General features: G+C 71.5%; 8 protein-coding genes. 2 read left to right on the forward strand and 6 right to left on the reverse strand.

Annotated features, from left to right (window positions below; genetic code table 11):
• The 6 genes from ACOJUJ_RS27570 to ACOJUJ_RS27595 form a co-directional block, all read right to left on the reverse strand.
• Positions 1–6,599 (reverse strand): amino acid adenylation domain-containing protein (locus ACOJUJ_RS27570; RefSeq protein WP_420130151.1); only part of this gene is annotated, 6,599 nt, incomplete at its 3' end.
• The gene (locus ACOJUJ_RS27575) at positions 6,596–6,904 is read right to left on the reverse strand and encodes a hypothetical protein (RefSeq protein WP_420130152.1); all 309 of its coding nucleotides are present in this window, start codon (positions 6,902–6,904) and stop codon (positions 6,596–6,598) included. The genes ACOJUJ_RS27570 and ACOJUJ_RS27575, both read right to left, overlap by 4 nt.
• A gap of 1,034 nt (positions 6,905–7,938) precedes the next feature.
• Entirely contained in the window at positions 7,939–12,066 is a 4,128-nt protein-coding gene (locus ACOJUJ_RS27580; protein ID WP_420130153.1) for a non-ribosomal peptide synthetase, read from the reverse strand.
• A gap of 248 nt (positions 12,067–12,314) precedes the next feature.
• Positions 12,315–12,530 carry an MbtH family protein gene (locus tag ACOJUJ_RS27585; RefSeq protein ID WP_420130154.1) on the reverse strand — a complete coding sequence of 72 codons (216 nt, stop codon included), beginning with the start codon at positions 12,528–12,530 and terminating at the stop codon, positions 12,315–12,317.
• A gap of 170 nt (positions 12,531–12,700) precedes the next feature.
• Complete coding sequence (locus tag ACOJUJ_RS27590; RefSeq protein ID WP_420130155.1) at positions 12,701–13,909, reverse strand: pyridoxal phosphate-dependent aminotransferase; 1,209 nt, start codon at positions 13,907–13,909, stop codon at positions 12,701–12,703.
• Between the two features lie 107 nt (positions 13,910–14,016).
• Entirely contained in the window at positions 14,017–15,399 is a 1,383-nt protein-coding gene (locus ACOJUJ_RS27595; protein WP_420130156.1) for a pyridoxal phosphate-dependent aminotransferase, read from the reverse strand.
• Positions 15,400–17,333: 1,934 nt separating this feature from the next.
• Between ACOJUJ_RS27595 and ACOJUJ_RS27600 the strand changes: the two genes are divergently transcribed.
• Together ACOJUJ_RS27600 and ACOJUJ_RS27605 are read left to right on the forward strand one after the other, a co-directional pair.
• Positions 17,334–18,587 (forward strand): hypothetical protein, encoded by a 1,254-nt coding sequence (locus tag ACOJUJ_RS27600; protein ID WP_420130157.1) that lies wholly within the window; start codon positions 17,334–17,336, stop codon positions 18,585–18,587.
• Positions 18,587–19,030 carry a thiol-disulfide oxidoreductase DCC family protein gene (locus ACOJUJ_RS27605; protein WP_420130158.1) on the forward strand — a complete coding sequence of 148 codons (444 nt, stop codon included), beginning with the start codon at positions 18,587–18,589 and terminating at the stop codon, positions 19,028–19,030. Before ACOJUJ_RS27600 ends, ACOJUJ_RS27605 begins: the two co-directional genes overlap by 1 nt.
• The last annotated feature ends 171 nt before the right edge of the window (positions 19,031–19,201 follow it).

Here is a 19,201-nt window from a genome sequence, read left to right on the forward strand (position 1 = left end):
CAGACGCCCACCCGCACCTCCGGGCCCACGCCCAGCCGGACCAGGTGCCGCGCCAGGCGGTTCGCCCGACCGTTCAGCTCCGCGTAGGTGAGCGGCACCCCGCCCGACACCACGGCTACGGCGTCCGGCGTCCGCGCCGCCCGCGCTTCGACCAGCGTGTGGACGCACGCGTCCGCGGGGTACGCCGCTTCCGTGCGGTTCCACGCCTCCACCACCGTCCGCCGCTCCTCGTCCCCCAGCAGCTCCAGCCGGCTGACGGCGAGATCCGCGTCCACAGACACCTGCTCCAGCACCCGCACAAAGTGCCGAATCATCCGCTGCACGGTGCCGCGCTCGAACAGGTCCGTGCTGTACTCCAGCGACCCCGTCACCCCGCTCGCGTCACCCGCCAGCGCCAGCGCCAGGTCGAACTTGGCGGTGGTGCCGCCTGCGTGGGCGTGCTGCACCCGCACCGGGCCCAGGCGCGGCGCCGGGGCGGCGGGGACCAGGGTGAACAGCACCTGGAATAGAGGGGCGTGGCTCAGGCTGCGCTCCGGCTGCAGTTCCTCCACCAGCCGCTCGAACGGCACGTCCTGGTGCTCGTACGCGCCCAGCGTGGCGGCGCGCACCCGGCGCAGCACCTCGCGGAACCCCGGATCGCCGGACAGGTCCGTCCGCATCACCAGCGTGTTGACGAAAAAGCCGATCAGCCCCTCTACCTCGGGGCGCGTGCGCCCGGCGATGGGGCTGCCCACCACCACGTCGTCGCCGCCGGAGTAGCGGGCCAGCAGCGTCTGAAAGGCGGCCAGCACCACCATGTACAGCGTGGCGCCCTCCGCGCGGGCAAGGGCCTGCAGCGGCGCCAGCAGCTCCGTCGGCAGCGCCACGGGCTCTTCGGCGCCGCGGCTGGACTGCACCGCCGGGCGCGGATGGTCGGTGGGCAGCTCCAGCAGCGCGGGCGCGCCGGAAAGCCGGCCCTTCCAGTAGCCGATCTGCCGCTCCAGCACCTCGCCCCGCAGCTGCTCGCGCTGCCACACGGCGTAGTCCGCGTACTGCACCGCCGGCTCCGCCAGCGGCGACGCGCGATGGTCCGCGTACGCCTCGTACAGCGCCGACAGCTCGCGGTACAGCACGCCCATGCTCCACCCGTCGGTCGCGGCGTGGTGCAGGGTCAGCAGCAGCACGTGCGCGTCCGCCGCCAGCCGCAGCAGCCGCGCGCGAAAGAGCGGGCCCGCCGCCAGGTCGAACGGGCGCGCCGCCTCGTCCGCCACGCGGCGCGACGCCTCCCCCTCGCGCTCCGCCGCGCCCAGCGCGGACAGGTCCTCCACCGGCAGCGCAAAGCCCAGGGGAAGGGCCAGGCCAAAGGGCGCGATCACCTGCACGGCGCGGCCGTCGCGCTGGCGCAGGGTGGTGCGCAGCACCTCGTGGCGGCGCACGATCTCGCCCAGGGCGCGCTCCAGCGCCGGCACGTTCAGCGCGCCGGAAAGCCGCAGCGCCTCGGCGACGTTGTAGAAGGCGCTGCCGGGCTGCATCTGGTCCAGAAACCACAGCCGCTCCTGCGCAAAGGACAGCGGCATGGCGTCCTTGCGCTGCACCCGGACCACCGGCGCCATCCGCGGCGCGTCCGTCCCGCGCGACCGCTCCACCCGCTCCGCCAGCCGGGCAATGGTGGGCGCCTCCAGCACCGCGCGCACCGACACCCCGGTGCCGAACACGTCACCCATGCGCCACGCCAGGCGCGTCGCCAGCAGCGAATGCCCGCCCAGGGCAAAGAAGTCGTCGTGAACGCCCACACGCTCCAGGCGCAGCATCTCGGCCCAGATCCCCGCCAGCACCTCTTCGGTCACGGTGCGGGGCGCGACGTAGCACGCCTCCGCGGCGGCGTACTCGGGCGCGGGGAGCGCCTTGCGGTCCAGCTTGCCGTTGGCGTTCAGCGGCAGCGTGTCGAGGGCGACGAACGCCGCCGGCACCATGTACTCGGGGAGGCTCAGCCGCAGGTGCGCGCGCAGCGCCTCCGCGCCGGCGTCGGCCGCCACGTAGGCCACCAGGCGGCGGTCGCCGGGCACGTCCTCGCGCGCCACCACGGCGCAGTCGCGCACGGCGGGGTGGCGGCGCAGGGTGGCGTCGATCTCGCCCAGCTCGATGCGGTAGCCGCGGATCTTGACCTGCGCGTCCAGGCGGCCCAGGTACTCCAGCGTGCCGTCCGCCAGCCAGCGGACGCGGTCGCCCGTGCGGTACAGCCGCGCGCCGGGCTCGCCGCCCAGCGCGTCGGGGACAAAGCACCGGGCCGTGAGCGACGGGCGGCCCAGGTAGCCGCGCGCCAGCTGCACGCCGCCCACGTACAGCTCGCCCGGCACACCCACCGGCGACGGCGTGCCCGCGGCGTCCAGCACGTACAGCCGCGTGTTCGCCATCGGCCGGCCGATCGCCGGCTTGCCCTGCCCCGGCGCACACACGGCGGCGCTCACGCGCACCGTGGCTTCCGTGGGCCCGTAGACGTTCACGAAGCGCCGGTCCCCGCCCCAGCGCGACACCAGGTCGGCCGTGCACGCCTCGCCGCCCACGACCAGCGTGGCCAGCGCGGGAAGCTCGGCCGCCGGCAGCGCGGCGAGGGCGGAGGGGGTGAACTTGGTGTGGGTGATGCACTCGCGGCGCAGCAGTTCCAGCATCTCCGGCCCCGGCACCGCCTCGGCGGGGTCGGGCAGGTAGAGCGCGGCACCGGCGGCCAGCGCGGCAAAGATCTCCGCCACCGACGCGTCAAAGTGCAGCGGCGCCAGCAGCAGCGAGCGCGAGCCCGGTTCCAGCGACAGGATGCGCACCAGCTCGGGGACCAGGTTGCAGGCGGAGCGGTGCTCCACGCCCACGCCCTTGGGGACGCCGGTGCTGCCGGAGGTGTAGATGACGTACGCCAGCGAGCGCGGCCCCGCGCCGCCGTCCACACGCGCCGCGGATTCCACGGCGATCTCCGCCGCCTCGCCGTCCACGGCCACCACGCGCACGCCCCCGGGCACGGGGAGCGTGCCGCGCAGCGCGTCCTGCGTAAGCACCGCCGCCACGCCGGAATCCCGCAGCATCATCCGCAGCCGCTCCACCGGCGAGCCGGGGTCCAGCGGCACGTACGCGCCGCCCGCCTTGAGCACGGCCAGAACGGAGACGATCATCTCCGCGCCGGGGTGCAGGCAGATCGCCACCCGCACTTCGGGGGCGATCCCCATCCGCACCAGGTGGTTCGCCAGGCGGTTGGCCCGCGCGTCCAGCTGCGCGTACGTCACCGTCCCGGCCCCGTAAACCACCGCCGCCGCGTCGGGCGTGCGCTCCGCCTGCGCCTCGAACCATCGGTGGAGGGCCGATTCCGCCGGATACGCCGCCTCCGTGCGGTTCCACTCGCCCACGACCCGCGCGCGCTCGTCGTCGTCCAGCAGCCGCACGCGGGACAGGGTGAGGCCGGGATCCGTCGACACCTGCTCCAGCAGGGTGCGCAGGTGGCCCACCATCCGCCGCGCGGTGGCCGCGTGAAACAGGTCGGTGCCGTACTCCAGGTAGCCGCTCAGCCCGTCCGCCTCGCGGGTGATGGAGAGCGTCAGGTCCAGCTTGGAGGTGCCCGGATGGGTCTCGCTGATGCGCGCTGCGACGCCGGGGAGCCGCGGCCCCGCCCCGCCCGTCTGCAGCACGAACATCACCTGGAACACGGGGGCGTGGGCCAGCGAGCGGCCGGGGTGCACCGCGCGCACCACCTGCTCCAGCGGCACGTCCTGGTGCTCGTACGCGTCGAGCGTGACCTCGCGCACCCGCCGCAGCAGCTCGCCAAAGCGGGGGTCGCCGGACAGGTCGGTGCGCAGGACCAGCGTGTTGGTAAAGAAGCCGATGACGTCCTGCACCTCGCCGCGCGTGCGCCCCGCGATGGGGCTGGCGACCACCACGTCGTCCGTGCCGGCGTAGCGGCCCAGCAGGGCCTGAAAGGCGGCCAGCAGCACCATGTACAGCGACCCGCCCTCGCGGCGCGCCAGCGTCTCCAGCCGCTCCGCCAGCTCCAGCGGAAAGGCGATCGTCTCGCGGGCGCCCGCGTACGTCTGCACGGCGGGGCGCGAACAATCGGTGGGCAGCTCCAGCAGCGCGGGCGCGCCGGCCAGCCGCTCCTTCCACCACGCCACACCCTCCCGCAGCCAGGGGCCGCGCAGGTGCGCCTGCTGCCAGGCCGCGTAATCGGCGTACTGCAGCGCGGGCTCCGCCAGCGGCGACTCGCGCCCCTCCACGAAGGCCGTGTAGATCTCCCCCAGCTCGCGGTACAGCACGTCCATGCTCCACCCGTCGCTCAGGGCGTGGTGCATGCTCATCATCAGCACGTGCTCGCCGTCCGCCAGCCGCAGCAGCCGCGGACGGAAGAGCGGCCCGGCGGCCAGGTCGAACGGCAGCGCCGCCTCGGCCTCCACGCGGCGCGCGGCCTCGGCCTCGGCGGCGTCCATCGCCAGCGAGGACAGGTCCTCCAACGGCAGGGCAAGGCCGGTGAACGGCGCGATCGCCTGCACCGCCCCGCCGTCGCGCTCGCGGAACGTGGTGCGCAGCGCCTGGTGGCGGCGCTGGATCTCGCCCAGCGCGCGCTCCAGCGCGGGAACGTCCAGCGGGCCGGACAGCCGGGCGACGGCGGCCACGTTGTAGGCGGCCTTGCCGGGCTCCACCCGGTCCAGGTACCACAGCCGCTCCTGACCAAAGGAGAGCGGCGCTTCGCCCGTGCGCGGCAGGGGAACGATCGGGGGCAGCGCGGGGCGCCCCGCATGGCGGGCGGCCTCTACCCGCTCCGCCTGCTCCGCCACCGTGCGCGCCTCGAACATCGTGCGCACCGACAGTTCCACACCGAACGCCTGGCGAATGGCGGACGCGGCGCGCGTGGCCACCAGCGACTCCGCGCCCAGGGCGAACACGTTGTCGGTAATGCCGACGCGCTCCAGCCCCAGCGCCTGCGCCCAGATCCCCGCCAGCACCTCTTCCGCGGGGGTGCGCGGGGCCTCGTACGCCTCCCGCGCCGCGCTCAGGTCGGGCGCGGGCAGGGCCTTGCGGTCCAGCTTGCCGTTGGGCGTCAGCGGCATCTCGTCCAGCGTGACGAACGCCGCGGGAACAAAGTGCTCCGGCAGCGTGCGGCGCAGGTGCGCGCGCAGCGCCTCCGCGTCGCCGTCGCCGCCCACAAGGTACGCGGCCAGGCGCTTTTCGCCCGGCACGTCCTCGCGCGCCACCACCACGCAGTCGCGTACGCCGGGATAGCCGCGCAGCGCGCTCTCGATCTCGCCCAGCTCCACGCGAAAGCCCCGGATCTTTACCTGGTGGTCGAAGCGACCCAGGTACTCCAGGTTTCCCTCGGCATTCCACCGCACGCGGTCGCCGGTGCGGTACATCCGCCCGCCCGCCACCGCGCCAAAGGGATCGGGGATAAAGCGGTCGGCCGTGAGCCCCGGGCGCCCCAGGTAGCCGCGGGCCAGGCCCAGCCCGGCCAGGTACAGCTCGCCGATCACGCCTACGCCGACGGGCCGCATGCGCTCGTCCAGCACGTACGCCCGCGTGTTGCTGATCGGCCGGCCGATGGTGGGGGGCGCGCCGGCGCGGCGCAGGGTGTACGTGCTGTAGGTGGTGTCTTCGGAAGGGCCGTACAGGTCGTACACGCGCCCGACGCCCCCGGCGTAGAGCGCGTCCACCAGCTCGGTGCGCAGCGGCTCGCCGGCCAGGTTCACCGTCGTCACCCCTGCGGGGATGCCGCCGGTCTTGACCAGCGCCCAGGCCGCGGAAGGGACGGAGTTGATCAGCCGCACCTGGTCCGCCGCCCTGGACGCGGGCAGGGCCAGCGCGTTGTCGACGATGATCATCCGTCCGCCCCGGGAGAGGGGGAGAAAGATCTCGTAGATGGACAGGTCGAAGCAGATGGAGGTGGAGGCCAGCATCCCCCCCAGCTCCTCGGCCGTGTGCAAATCGGCCGCCCAGCACAGCAGGACGACGGCGCTCTCGTGCTCGATGGCGACGCCCTTGGGGACGCCGGTCGATCCCGAGGTGTAGATCAGGTAGCCCAGGTTGCGGGCCGACACGCCGCTGCGCGGATCGTCCGCCCGCTCGCGCGCGATCCGGTCCGCGGCCTCGTCCACGCATACCACCTGCACGCCGTCGGGAACGGGCACCAGGCCGCGCAGCGCGGTGTCGGTCAGCAGCACCGCCACCCGCGCGTCGCGCAGGGTGAACGCCAGGCGGTCGGCGGGATAGGCGGGGTCCAGCGGCACGTAGGCGCCGCCGGCCTTGAGCACGGCCAGCAGCGAGACCAGCAGCTCCAGCCCGCGCGTCTGGCAGATCCCCACGCGCACCTCGGGGCCCACGCCCACGGCGCGCAGGTGGTGCGCCAGTCGGTTGGCCGCCGCGTTGAGCCCGGCGTAGGTGAGCGTGCGGTCCTCGCAGGTGGCGGCGGGGGCGTCGGGCGTGCGCGCCACCTGCTCCTCGAACAGCTGGTGCATGCACACGCCCGCGCGGAACGGGGCGTCCGTGCGGTTGAACTCCACCATCACCAGGCGGCGGTCGGCCTCGCTCAACGGCAACGGCTCCGGCGCGGCCGGCGGGCCGGAGAACACCGCGTCAACGGGCATGATCATCCGGCGTCCTCCACCGTCCGCTCCGCGTCGCGGTTAAAGCACAGCACGCAGCAAACCCGCGCGCCGGCGGCGTCGGCCAGGGGCTCCGCGGCCGCGCGCGTTTCGGCGTGGCGCCGGCGCTCGCGGCCGATCAGCTCGCCCAGGCTCGCCGAGCCCGCGTCCTGGTCCTCCGGCGCGGCGTCCACCGCCGCGGACGGTTGGCCGCCGTCCGCCGGGGTCACGATCCCGCCGGGAAGGTAGATACGGGCCGTCGAGACGGTGGCCGGGTCTGCCGCGGCTGCGCCGCGATCGTTGGAGCTGACCATACGGTTTTCCTCACCTTCGTTGGATTGCGCGGGCCTGCTCAGGCCCGCGCCGAAACGCGCCATCCCGGTGCTGCCCGTCCTTCCCGCTCCGCCCGGGGCGAATCCGCGCCCCACGCCCCAGCCGACGCAGCGCCACGCGCCGTCACGCGCCGTCACGCGCCGTCACGCGAAGCGTAGTACCTGGTCCGCAAATCCACTCCGTATTCCCCAACTGCAGGTTGTCACGCAGCGGGAGCAGAGGAAGCAGAGGTTTCTACCTGCAGTTCTCTGCTTCCTCCGCTTCCTCTGCGTGCCCAATCTTTTTGCGGATTCGGTACAAGACCAGCAGTGCACGCGGCGGGCTTTCCATCCAGCAAATCAAACAAAGTTCGTCCCGGCGCCCCTCGCCCAGCGGTGGTTCCCGCGCAGCCCCGGGCAAACCGTTCCGGACAACACGGGGCCCCGGACCACGGGATCGGGGAAACGGCCGCACGCCGGCCGAATGCCACGCGATCGTGGTTCGGGAACAGCCGGCCCGCGCCGCGCCTCACGGACGCGCACGGGCCGGAGCACCGATGATCTTGGGGGAGATGGTGCACGCGAGCTGCCGCGCGGGGCTGCCGAGGTGCCAGTGCCCCGGCGTTCAGCGGCCCTTCGACCCCTGTTCCTCCACACCTCCACACCTTCACACCTCCACACCTCCACACCTCCACACCTTCACGGCACGGCGATGAGCGGCGTCGTGGTTCACCGCGGCTGGCTACGAACCCGGTCGGGAGCGACATCCGCCGCCGCCGCGATCCCGGAACGGGCCCGCTCACGGGCGTGCACTACTCCTGATCGACATGAATGAAACAATCACACGGCCCGTGTCGCGGCGCCGCGCGAGGGCTGATCCACCCGGACCAGCCCTCCCCCGGATTCATGGGCGGCACGCCTGCCGCCGTGCGGCGTGGGGCTCTGCCGAAAACCCTGAGCCGCGTACTGCGGCGGGTAAACTTCCCCCGCCGCGGCACCGTCCACGGCCCCGCGACCGGGCCGCGCCATCCCGTCCGTCAGACCCCGGCGGGCACCTCCAGGCGCGCCCGCACTTCGGCCACCGCTTCGGCCATGTGCTGCGCGAGCACGCGGACGTGCGGCTCCGAGCCCAGGCTGGCGTGGTTCCCGGGCACGGGAAACACCTGCACGGGGGTGGACGCGTGCCGGCACCACCCCATCGTCGACCGCTCCTCGGGCGTGAAGGGGGCGAAGTACGCGTCCCAGCGCTCGCGGTCGAAGGTCGCGCGGAAGAGCGTGATGGTGCATGCGAGCTTGCGGGGGACGTTCCCCTTGAGCGACTGCGCCCGGTCGCGGATGATCTGGTACAGCTCGCGGAACAGGTCCACCGTAAAGCTGGCCGGGGCGGCGTTCTGGGCGTGAAGCTCCTCCACCGCGCGGTCCAGCGCCTGGTCCAGGCTCAGCCCCTCGAACATCTCGAGTGTGGCCGTGAACGGGCGCTCCATGCGCCAGGCGACGTTCAGCGAAAGCGAATGGACGAGCTCCGCGTCCGGAGGCGACGGGCGCAGCTGCGCGATATCCACCGACATCGCGTCCATCAGCCCCAGGAACGCCACCGTTTCCCCGGCCGCTTCCAGCTGCAGCGCCATCTCCGACGCCACGTGCCCGCCAAAGCACCAGCCCACCAGGTAATACGGACCCTCGGGCTGCACGGTCCGGATCGTCTCGATGTGCTCGGACGCGATCTGCGCCAGCGGGCGGGCGGTATCGCCCACGTCGCGCAGCCCGTACGCCGGCTGCGCGCTGCCCAGGTGGCGCACGATGTTCACGTAGCCCATGACGTTGCGGTCCGCCGAGTGGACAAAGAAGATCGGCGCCACGTCACCCAGCGGCTGCAGCGGCACGAGCGACGCGGGGCCGCCGGACGCCGAGTTGCGCTGCTCCTCGATGGCGTTGGCCATCTCCCGCACGGTGGCACCCGTGAACAGGATGGACAGGGGCAGGTCGCACTCGAACCGCTTGTTGACGTCCGCGAACAGGCGCAGGGCCAGCAGCGAGTTGCCGCCCAGGTCAAAGAAGTTCTGCGTGGGCCCGATCCCCTGGATCTCCAGGTGCTCCTCCCAGATCTGGATCAGCTGCACCTCCACGTAGTTGCACGGCTCGCTGTCCTCCGGCTCGGCAAGGGTAAACTGCGGCGCGGGGAGCGCGCGGCGGTCCAGCTTGCCGTTGGTCGTCAGGGGAATACGGTCGATGGGGACCACCGCCACGGGCACCATGTGCTCGGGCAGGTGCTGCCGCAGCGCGTCGCGCAGCCCCGACGGCGTGGCGGCGTCGGCCGTGGCCACCACGTAGCCCACCAGCGCCGCCGACTCGCCCTCGCCGCGTACGATCACCGCCGCCGCCGTCACGCCCGGCTGGGCCAGCAGCACCGACTCGATCTCGCCCAGCTCGATCCGGAAGCCGCGCACCTTGACCTGCTGGTCGATGCGGCCCAGGTACTCCAGCGTCCCGTCCGCAAGCCAGCGGGCCCGGTCGCCCGAGCGGTACAGCCGGGCGCCCGCCTCGCCGGAGAACGCATCCGGAACAAAGCGCTGCGCCGTGAGCGCCGCGCGGCCCAGGTAGCCGCGGGCCAGGCCGGCGCCGCCCACGTACAGCTCTCCGGGAATGCCGATGGGCGCGGGCCTGCCCGTGGGGTCCACCACGTACGCGCGCAGGTCGGGGATGGCCACGCCCACGCGGCTTCCCGCGTGCTCCCGCCGCAGCTCGGCGCCCGTCACCGTGTGCCAGGTCACGTGCACCGTGGTTTCGGTGATGCCGTACATGTTCACCAGCCGCGGACGCTGGGGGCCGTAGCGGTCCAGCCACCCGCGCAGCGAACCGAACTGCAGCGCCTCGCCGCCAAAGACCACCACGCGCAGCGCGTCCAGCGGCTCGCCGGCCGCCTCGTCCACGGTCGAAAGCGCGCGAAAGGCCGAGGGCGTCTGGTTCAGCACCGTCACCCCCTCGCGGCGCAGCAGCGCATGGAAGGCCGCGGGGTCGCGCGACACGGGGAACGGCACCACCACCAGGCGCCCGCCGTACAGCAGCGCGCCCCAGATCTCCCAGACGGAAAAGTCAAAGGCGTAGGAGTGGAAGAGCGTCCACACGTCCGTCTCGCCAAAGCCGAACGACTCGGCCGTGCCTTCGAACAGGCGCAGCACGTTGTCGTGCGTCACGCCCACGCCCTTGGGCCGGCCGGTGGATCCGGACGTGTAGATGACGTACGCCAGCTGGCCGGGGTGCACGGCCGTGCCCAGATCGTCCGCGATCTCGTCGGCGGGCACGTCGTTGAGCGAAACCAGCTCGATCCCGTCCGCCTGCACCGCGTCGCGCAGCGCCCGCTGCACCAGCATCACCCGGACGCCGGAGTCCGCCGCCATGAACGCCAGGCGATCGGGCGGATACGCCGGATCCAGCGGGACGTACGCGCCGCCGGCCTTGAGGATGGCCAGGATCCCCGTGATCAGCTCCGGCGACCGCTCGGAGCACAGGCCCACCCGCGACTCGGGACCCACGCCCAGGGCACGAAGGCGCCGGGCCAGCCGGTTCGCCCGCGCGTTCAGCTCGCCGTACGTGAGCGCCTGGTCGCCGCACACCACGGCCACGGCGCCGGGCGTGCGCGCCGCCTGCGCCTCGAAGCGCTGGTGCAGCGAGCCCGCCACGGGAACGGTGACCGCCCGGTTCCACTCCCCCACCACGCACGCGCGCTCCTCGGCGCCCATCAGCTCCAGCGCCGACAGGCGCAGGTCGGGGCTGGCGGCCACCTGCTCCAGCACGCGCTCCAGGTGCCCGACCATCCGCTCCGCCGTGGCCCGGTCGTACAGGTCCGAGCTGTACGTCAGCCCCCCGTCAAGCCAGCCGCCGCGGTCGGTGAGCGAAAGGCTGAGGTCGAACTTGGTGAAGCCCATCGCGCGATCGTCCCCGCGCGCCTCCGGCCGTTCACCACCGGCCTCGGGGCGGTCGGCGGTGTCGAGCTTGAACACGACCTGGAACAGCGGGGGGTGGCTCAGCGAGCGCTCGGGCTGAAGCTCAGCGACCAGTTGCTCGAACGGCATGTCCTGGTGCTCGTAGGCGCCCAGCGCCACCTCGCGCACCCGCCCCAGCAGGGTGCGGAACGTGGGATCGCCCGAGGCGTCGGTGCGCAGCACCAGCATGTTGACGAACAGGCCGATCAGCCCTTCCATCTCCGCGCGGGTGCGCCCGGCGACGGGCGTGCCCACGACGACGTCGCCGCCGCCGCTGTGGCGCGCGAGCAGCACCTGAAAGGCCGCCAGCACCAGCATGTACAGGGTCACGCCCTCGTCCCGCGCCATCTCGCGCAGCCGCTCCAGCAGCTCGGCGCGGACGCGCACCGGCACCACGCCGCCACGGAACGAAGGCACCGCCGGACGCGGGCGGTCGGTCGCCAGCTCCATCACCGCCGGCGCGTCCGCCAGCCGGTTCGTCCAGTACGCCAGCTTGCGGGCCGCTTCGCCGCCCTGCCACTGCTCGCGCTGCCACACCGCCACGTCCGCGTATTGAACCGAAGGCTCCGCCAGCGGCGACTCCCCGCCCTCCAGGAACGCCTGGTACAGGGCCGAGATCTCGCCGAGCAGCACCTTCAGGCTCCACCCGTCGCTCACGATGTGGTGCATGCACAGCAGCAGCGCGTGCGCGTCGCTTCCCAGCCGCAGCAGCTTCGCGCGAAAGAGGGGACCCTCCACCAGGTCGAACGGCTGCGCCGCGTCTTCCGAGGCGCGCCGGGCCACCAGCGCCTCGCGCGCCACCGCGTCCAGCCCGGACAGGTCCTCTACCTGCAGCGAAAAGCCGGCGTAGTCGGCGATGCGCTGCACGGGCGTGCCGTTTTCTTCGTTGAACGTGGTGCGCAGCACCTCGTGGCGGCGCACCACCTCGCCCAGGGCGCGCTCCAGCACCGCCGCGTCAACGACGCCCAGCCGGTGCACGGTGGGAATGTTGTACACGGCGCCACCCTGCTGCACCCGCTCCATGAACCAGAGCCGCTCCTGGCCAAACGATACGGGCGCTTCCTTCCGGGCAACGCGCTCGATCGGCTGCGGGCGGTTCAGACCCTTCAGGCGCGCCTCCAGCAGCACGCGCTTGGCTGGAGACAGATCCGGACCGGTGGGATCGACGTTCTGCGTGCTCAAGTGTCCTCTGTTCTGGTAAGTTGGGTTGGATACAGCTTGTCGCGGGAGCGCGTCCGGGGACCTTGGCACGTGTCCGGTCCGGTCCGCTCGCGACCTCCTTTTCGGGTGCTCCGGGCGTGCCGTGGAGGTGCCGGGCCCTGCCGCGGCACCCCGCGCGGATCCCTGGGGATCGGACGCACACGTCCATTCAGCCAGGCGTGCCGCCGGCCCCCGCACGGAAGCGGGCGCCGGAGCGCTGCGCCGCCGGGCTACCGCGCCGCCTGCTCCATCCGGGCGCGCAGGCTGGCGGGACGCATGTCGGTCCACACCGTCTCCACGTGGGCCAGGCACGCCTCGCGGGTGCCGGTCACCCCGGCGTCGCGCCACCCGGCCGGCAGCTCACGGTCGGCGGCGTAGATGGAGTACTGCTCCTCGTGGTTCACCACCACGCGGTACGTTGCTTCGTGCGTCTGGGCGTTGGACATCGGGCTTCTCGTTCGGTTGGGATGGGGACGGCACCGCCGTTCATGATTTCACGTGTGTGTGCGCACGCAACGCCCTCCGCCCCACGGGCGGGGAAGCCTCGCCACCCGCCGCGCGCGCGCGTGCGGCGGGGGCGTTCCACGTGCGGCGTCGGGCTGGACGCGCCGGCGGGTCAGTCGCCCGCGGCGAACGCCAGCTCGCGGCCCGACTCCCGCTCGGCCAGGTCGGCGTAGGCGCGGGGCGTGGCGTCGATCAGGTCCTTGATGGCGCGGAACGCGGCCCGGGTGCGCTCCATGCTCTCGGTGCCCACGGCCACCCGCACAAATCCGTCGCACGACGCGCCGTACCCAAGCCCCGGGACAATGCACACCTTCTGCTCCGAGAGCAGCCGCTGGCAGAACTCCTCGGACGAAAGGGCGGAGTCCTCGATGCTCACGAACAGGTAGAAGGTGGCCGTGCCCTCCATGTAGCGAAGCCCCAGCTCGCGCGCGTAGTCGGCGAGCGCGGTGCGCTTCTTCACGATGTCCAGGATCTGCGGCTTGGTGATCTCCAGGATCTCGTCAAAGTGGCGCTCCAGGTACTGCTCCAGGATGGTGGGCGGGCACGTCATCAGGTGCTGGCTGATCTTGAGCAGCTGCTCCATCATCCGGGGGTTGGAGATGAGGTAGCCGATGCGCCAGCCCGACATGCCGTAGTTCTTCGACATGGTGTTGCAGAGGATCGTGTGCTCCTTGTCGGGGTCGTCCACGCCCACCGACACGTACTCGCCCTCCGCCAGGAACTCGCTGTACGCCTCGTCGGCGATCAGGTACACGTCGTGCTGCTGTGCCATCGCGTGCAGGGCGCGCAGCTCGTCGCGCGTGTACACCCGGCCGGTGGGGTTCTGCGGCGAGCAGACCACGATGGCCCGGGTGCGCGGGGTGACCCACTCGCCCAGCTCCTCCACCGGCACGTCAAACGGCACCATGACGGGGTTGCCGTGGCACAGCCGGACCTGCTCGCTGTAGCTCACCCACGCCGGCTCCGGCACCACCACCTCGTCGCCGGGCTCCAGCAGCGCCATGAAGCTCATGTGCAGGCCGATCTTGGATCCGGCCGTGACGATGATCTCGTTGGCGGCGTTCACCGGCACGCCGTACTGGCCGTGGTAGTAGGCCGCCAGCTTCTGGCGCAGCCCCACCAGACCCCGCGAATCGGAGTAGTGGTACAGCTCGGGAAACGGCAGGGTGTCGAATCGGTACAGCGGAATGTCGAAGAACGCCTCGCCAAAGGAGAGGATGGTCACGTCCTCACCGCGTGCCTTCATCTCGTTGGCGTAGCCGTTGAACCGCATCGACATCGCCGGTACCACGTCTTTCACGTATTTCGCGGGCCGGGCCATGAGCTTCTCCTTGGATGGCTGACAGGTTTTTTCTCGTAAGATCCGCGCGAGCGTTCACGTGCTCCGCGGGCGAAACGGCGGCGAGCCGCGGACGTCGCCGCGAAGGGTCAGAGCGTGAGCTTCGCGCCGGACCCCACGAACCGCTGGAACCCCGCCGTGTCGGCCGCCGCCGCGCCAATGCGGCGCACCGACTCGGCCAGGTCCTCGTCCGAGGTGGCGGTAGAGATCCGCAGGTGGTGCTGGCCCTCGCTGCCCAGCACGCTGAACGAGCGCCGGTCCATGGTGGCCACCCGGTACTCGTGCAGCAGAAAGAGCTGAAAGAGCGTCGCGGGGCTGGAGTCGCGCCGCACCTCTTCGGGAAGGCGCGCGTGGGCTTCCACGGCGCCCAGCGTGTCCAGCGCCTCGCCCACGTTGGGAAACACGTAGAACCCGCCCCGCGGCGTGTGGCAGCGGATCTCGTCGATGGCGTTGAGCCCGGCGACCACCAGGTCGCGCCGGCGCTTGAACCCCCGCACCATCTCCGCGACGGCGGGGGCGCTCAGCGGCGAGGTGAGCGCCTCTACGGCGGCCCACTGGTTGTACGGCGAGATGGAGGCAAAGTGGTTGATGGCCAGCCGCCGGTGCATCTGGGCCTCGCGCGCGGTGGGGTACACGGCCCATCCCACCCGGCCGCCCGTCCACGAGAACGTCTTGCTGCACCCCGAGGCGATGATCGTCCGGCTCTCCATCCCGGGGATGGAGGCGATGGACACGTGCTCGTGCCCGTCGAAGGTGATCGCCTCGTACGACTCGTCGGAGTAGACGCGCGTGTGGGGGCCGGTGCGCTCCAGGATGAGCTCGGCCACCTCCCGCAGCTGCGCGCGGGTGGCCACGCCCCCCGTGGGGTTGGACGGAAAGTTCAGAAAGATCAGCGCGGTGCGGTCGCCCAGCAGCGGCTCCAGCACCTCGCGCGTGAGCCCGAACCCGTCTTCCTCGCGCAGGACCGCGGGGACCGGCGTGGAACCGAAGTACGGGATGAACGACTCGTACAGCGGGTAGCCGGGTGAGGGATACACGACCTCCTGCCCCGCCTCCACGTACGCCAGGTGCGCGAACCCGATGGAGGGGCGGTGGCCGGGATACACCACCACCCGGCCCGGATCGATGTCCAGCCCGTGCCGCTCGCCCAGGGTGCGGGCGATGGCGCCGCGCAGCTCCGGGATCCCCTGCGGATCACAGTAGGTGGTGTGGCCGCCGTCGATCGCCCGCTTGAGCGCCTCGGCGATGTGCGCGGGGAGCGGGTAGTCCGGCTGCCCGATGTTGCAGCGGATCACCCGCTCGCCGAGCGCCTCCACCTCCGCGACGCGCGCGCCCAGGCCGAACGCCGCCTCGGTGCCAATGCGGTTCGCGCGCTCCGCAAAAAGCCCGCGCCCCCTGGGAAAGAGCTGGATCTTGGCCGGGTGCGGGCGCTCCGTGACCGCCCTGGGCGCGGGCGGGATGAGCTGGATCATGGGTGCGAAATCCTGTGGCGTGGAAAGGGCGAGTCGAAGCGTCCCGCCCGAACGTCCGTCGATCGGCTCCAGGCAGTGCCCGGGCGTGAAGCCGCGCCGCGTCCGTCCCGTGGACGGCGGCGCGGGTTCATCCGTTGTCGATGTTCCTGGCGCGGTCACGCGCTGCGGTACCATGCCACCGTGTCAGGTACACAAAGTGTGCACGAATAGACCTCAAACGAGTCAGACACCCTCGATCCCGCCACGATGACGCGAATCCCGCGCGGCCGGCGGGTCCCACGCTCATGGGGTGTCCCACGCTCCAGCCGACCCCCGCCGGACACGATGCCACCGCGCGCGTGGTCGGCTCCCCCACGCGGAGCGCGGAGAGTGGATGATCGGCCTGCGTAGTGGCGGATGGAGACCGGTGGGCCCGCGGTTGTGCGCCCGGGTGGCGGACCGGAGCGCAAGGCTCCGGGGCCTCCAGGATGGCCTCCGCTGACGTTTCAGGACACTTGATTTATGAATGGATCAGAAAAGCCCCCCGCGCATCGGCGCCATTGCGGCATTTCTTCCGATCCTCCACTCACCGTGTCCGCATCTCCGCGTTTCAGACACCGTCTTCCGCATAAACGTGCGGATTGCGAGTGCAATGCAGCCCGCGCCGACCCATGGCCCGCACGCACGAACGCCGCGGTGGGCAGCGTCGCAACGCCGCGCCGAGCCGCCGGCTCTGACCGTGATCGGGGTACAGGCTTCGTCTTTCAGCGTGCGTGCGTCAGCGAAAACGCCCAGCGGAGACCAGGAACCCGTGAGGTCCCGGAGCAGGAGGCGGATCGGAGCAAACTGCGGAAAGAGGCGAATAATGTGCGTCCTTCGCGGTAAACATATAGGAGACTCCGCGAACACGCAACAGGTGTTTATACGGAAAATCCCTGTTCCACGCGGCGCAATTGCGCCGGAGAGCAGATTTTCCTCAAAAGATCGTCCATTGCCGGCGAGGCCATTTTCCCTCAAATCATTGCGGCGCAGAAGATTACGTGAAATGGATGTCGTTGAAGGTTTCCGGGAGAGCAACGCCAATGGATCACGCCCTTACACACTCGCGGACGTGCCGAATCCCCCTCTCAACCGGCGGCGAGGTGTCATCGCGAGGGAGCGCCGCGCGGGCCGCCGTCCGCTCGTGCGCACTGCATCCTCCGTCGGCTCGCATCCCGGCGCACAACCACGCAGCGGATTGCGACGAACGCGGACGTACAGCGCCAGCTCGTCACCGGGGACCACGTCCGCCGTTCGCCGAAGCGGGTGTCGCGCACCTCGGGAGGGGCACGCGGCGCAGGCGCTGGCCTCTTCTCCCGACACCGGGGGACAACCCTCGCGCCGCTGGTACCGTGATCGATCGGCCCGTCGTGTGAAAGTCCGTTTGGGGCCAGACCGGCGCCGCCGCCCATTTCCTTTTCCCGCAACAAAGTACCGCTGGGCAGAACGCAGGTTCAGGGGGAGTATCTCGCCCCACACCGGGCCCATGCCGCCATGCGCACGTGAGCGCGCCGGCCCGTTGCGTGTGCGCATGCGCGCACGCGGACCGACCCGGGAGGGTGGTGCGGGGGCACGGTTCCGCCCTCTCCAGGGACGCCTCCCGCCGCACCGAGCACCCCTTGCGTGGATCCGTGTGTCGCCATATGTTTTCGGCCACGAACTCACGTTAATCGCCTTTTTACGCAGCAATGGCCTGCCCCGTGGGGCCGGCGGCGCGTCGCTTCCGGCCTTTGCGTGCGCCGTATCCCATGGCCCCGCCCCGCGTTCACGCCCCTCGTTCCGGGGACGCCGTTCGCCTTTTCCGCCAGGGCAGGTGATCGGCGAGTTCTCTGGTGCAACGCTGCCCGCGGTCCCCGGCCGCGGCATCGCTCCGCACGCTCTCATTTCCCAGTCGTGAATCCCTCAGGGAACCAGTGATGGAACACCTCGCCACGTGGGCGGCCACCGGTCTCGCCGCCAAGATCCTTGCCGATGTGCTGCGTCGTGCCTACGGCTTCGACCGGCCCGGCCGCATCGCGAGCGCCACCCGATCCATCGAAACCGACTTCGCCTACGCCCTCGCGTTCGGTGCCGCCATGCTGGTGGTGCGCCAGATCGGGCTGGACGCCGCGCTGCTCGTGGCCATCGTGCTGCGCAGTTCCGCCATCATCTCCGAACGCGTGCTACTGCCGGGAAACCACACCTTCCTGGAGCTGTACCTTGCGGTGGTGTGTCTGCAATTGCACGAAACGCCCGTCGCGCTCGCGGCGGTGCTGCAAGTCATGGCCGTGTCGATGTGGGCGTACGCCGCGTACCAGAAGGCGTACCAGCGTGAGTATCTGAACGGCACCTATTTCTACCTGACGATGCGCAGCGAGGGATGGCGGCTCGGCACGTGGACGTCGCCGATCCGGCAGGCGCCGAAGATCGAAGGCGACTACGGCCCTATCGATCCAGCGGCCCAGTCGGTCTACAGGTGGATGGCGGTGATGGTGCTGGTGGGCGAAACCGTGCCTCCGATCCTGGCGTTCGCCGTGAACGGGACGATCTGGAGCGTGCTGCTGCTGTTGACCGTGGCCCTGCCGGTGGGGCTGTCCAGCAAAGAAACCAACTTCATGATCACCAACCTGCTGGTGGCGGCGGCATTCCTTGTCCCGTTCGAGGGGCAGGCGTTCCTGGGCGCGCTGAACGACCCTGTGGTGGCCGTGGTGGTCGTGGGGCTGTGCCTGGTGTGGCCGCCGGTACACGCCGCGCTTGCCCGCCACCTCCGGGTGAGTCCGTGGAAGCTGGCCGGCTGGGGCATGTATTCGACGCACAAGCCACGGATCAACGTGGTGGTTCCCGGCGGCGAGCTGCGCCCACTGCGGGGCTCCATCCCCGGCCGCATCATGATCGAGTTCGGCGCCTGCCGCATCGCCTGGGTGCGGGACGCCATCCGCCGGTACTACTTCCGCTGGGACTGGACGGAACCGGCCACGGGAATGGTGTTTCGCTGGTACCGCTTTGACGGCGGCCGATACGTAACGCACTGCGTCGTCTACGAGAACACACCCGGCGCGCCCGTGCAGACGTTCGACATCACCGACGAGGCCGGCACCCAGGCCTTTCACCGGCACCTGCGGTCGCTGACGCTGGAGCCCGAGCTGGCGCTGGTTCCGCGCGGCGCCGTGGCCGTCGCGGCGGCGGGGTGATGTCCGCCGCGCCACGGGCCGTCCCGCCGCGCGCCGCGCTGGACGTGGACGGTCCGATCGTGCTGTACGATGGCGTGTGCGGGCTGTGCGACCGCTCGGTGCAGCTCATCCTGCGCAACGACCGGCGCGGCCGCTTTCGCTTTGCCGCCCTGCAGTCGGACCCGGGCCGGGCGCTGCTGCACGCGTTCGGGCTTTCCACCGAGACGCTGGACAGCATCGTCCTGGTCGAAGGCGGCCGCGCGTGGCGCAAGTCGGCCGCCGCGCTGCGCATTGCCCGGCGAATGGACGCACCCTGGCCGCTGCTCTGGCCGCTGGCCCTCGTCCCCCGCGTGGTGGCCGACGTGTTCTACGACCTGGTGGCAAGGAACCGCTACCGCATCTTCGGAAAGCTGGACGCCTGCATGATTCCGCCGCCCGAGGTGCGGGCGCGGTTCCTGGGCTGACGCACTCGTTTCCCTGACGCGCGGCCGGGACGGGAACGCCGATGGCGACCCGAACCGGTCCGCCGCCCTCGCGCCCCGGACGGAGACCATCGTTTCTCCCGCCGCGGCGCACACGTCCGCCGCCGTCCGGACGGAAAATCGCCATCGGCCCCGCGAGTGCGGGACCGGCCA

Source organism: Longimicrobium sp., from assembly GCF_048594345.1.
In the GTDB taxonomy this organism is placed as follows: domain Bacteria; phylum Gemmatimonadota; class Gemmatimonadetes; order Longimicrobiales; family Longimicrobiaceae; genus Longimicrobium.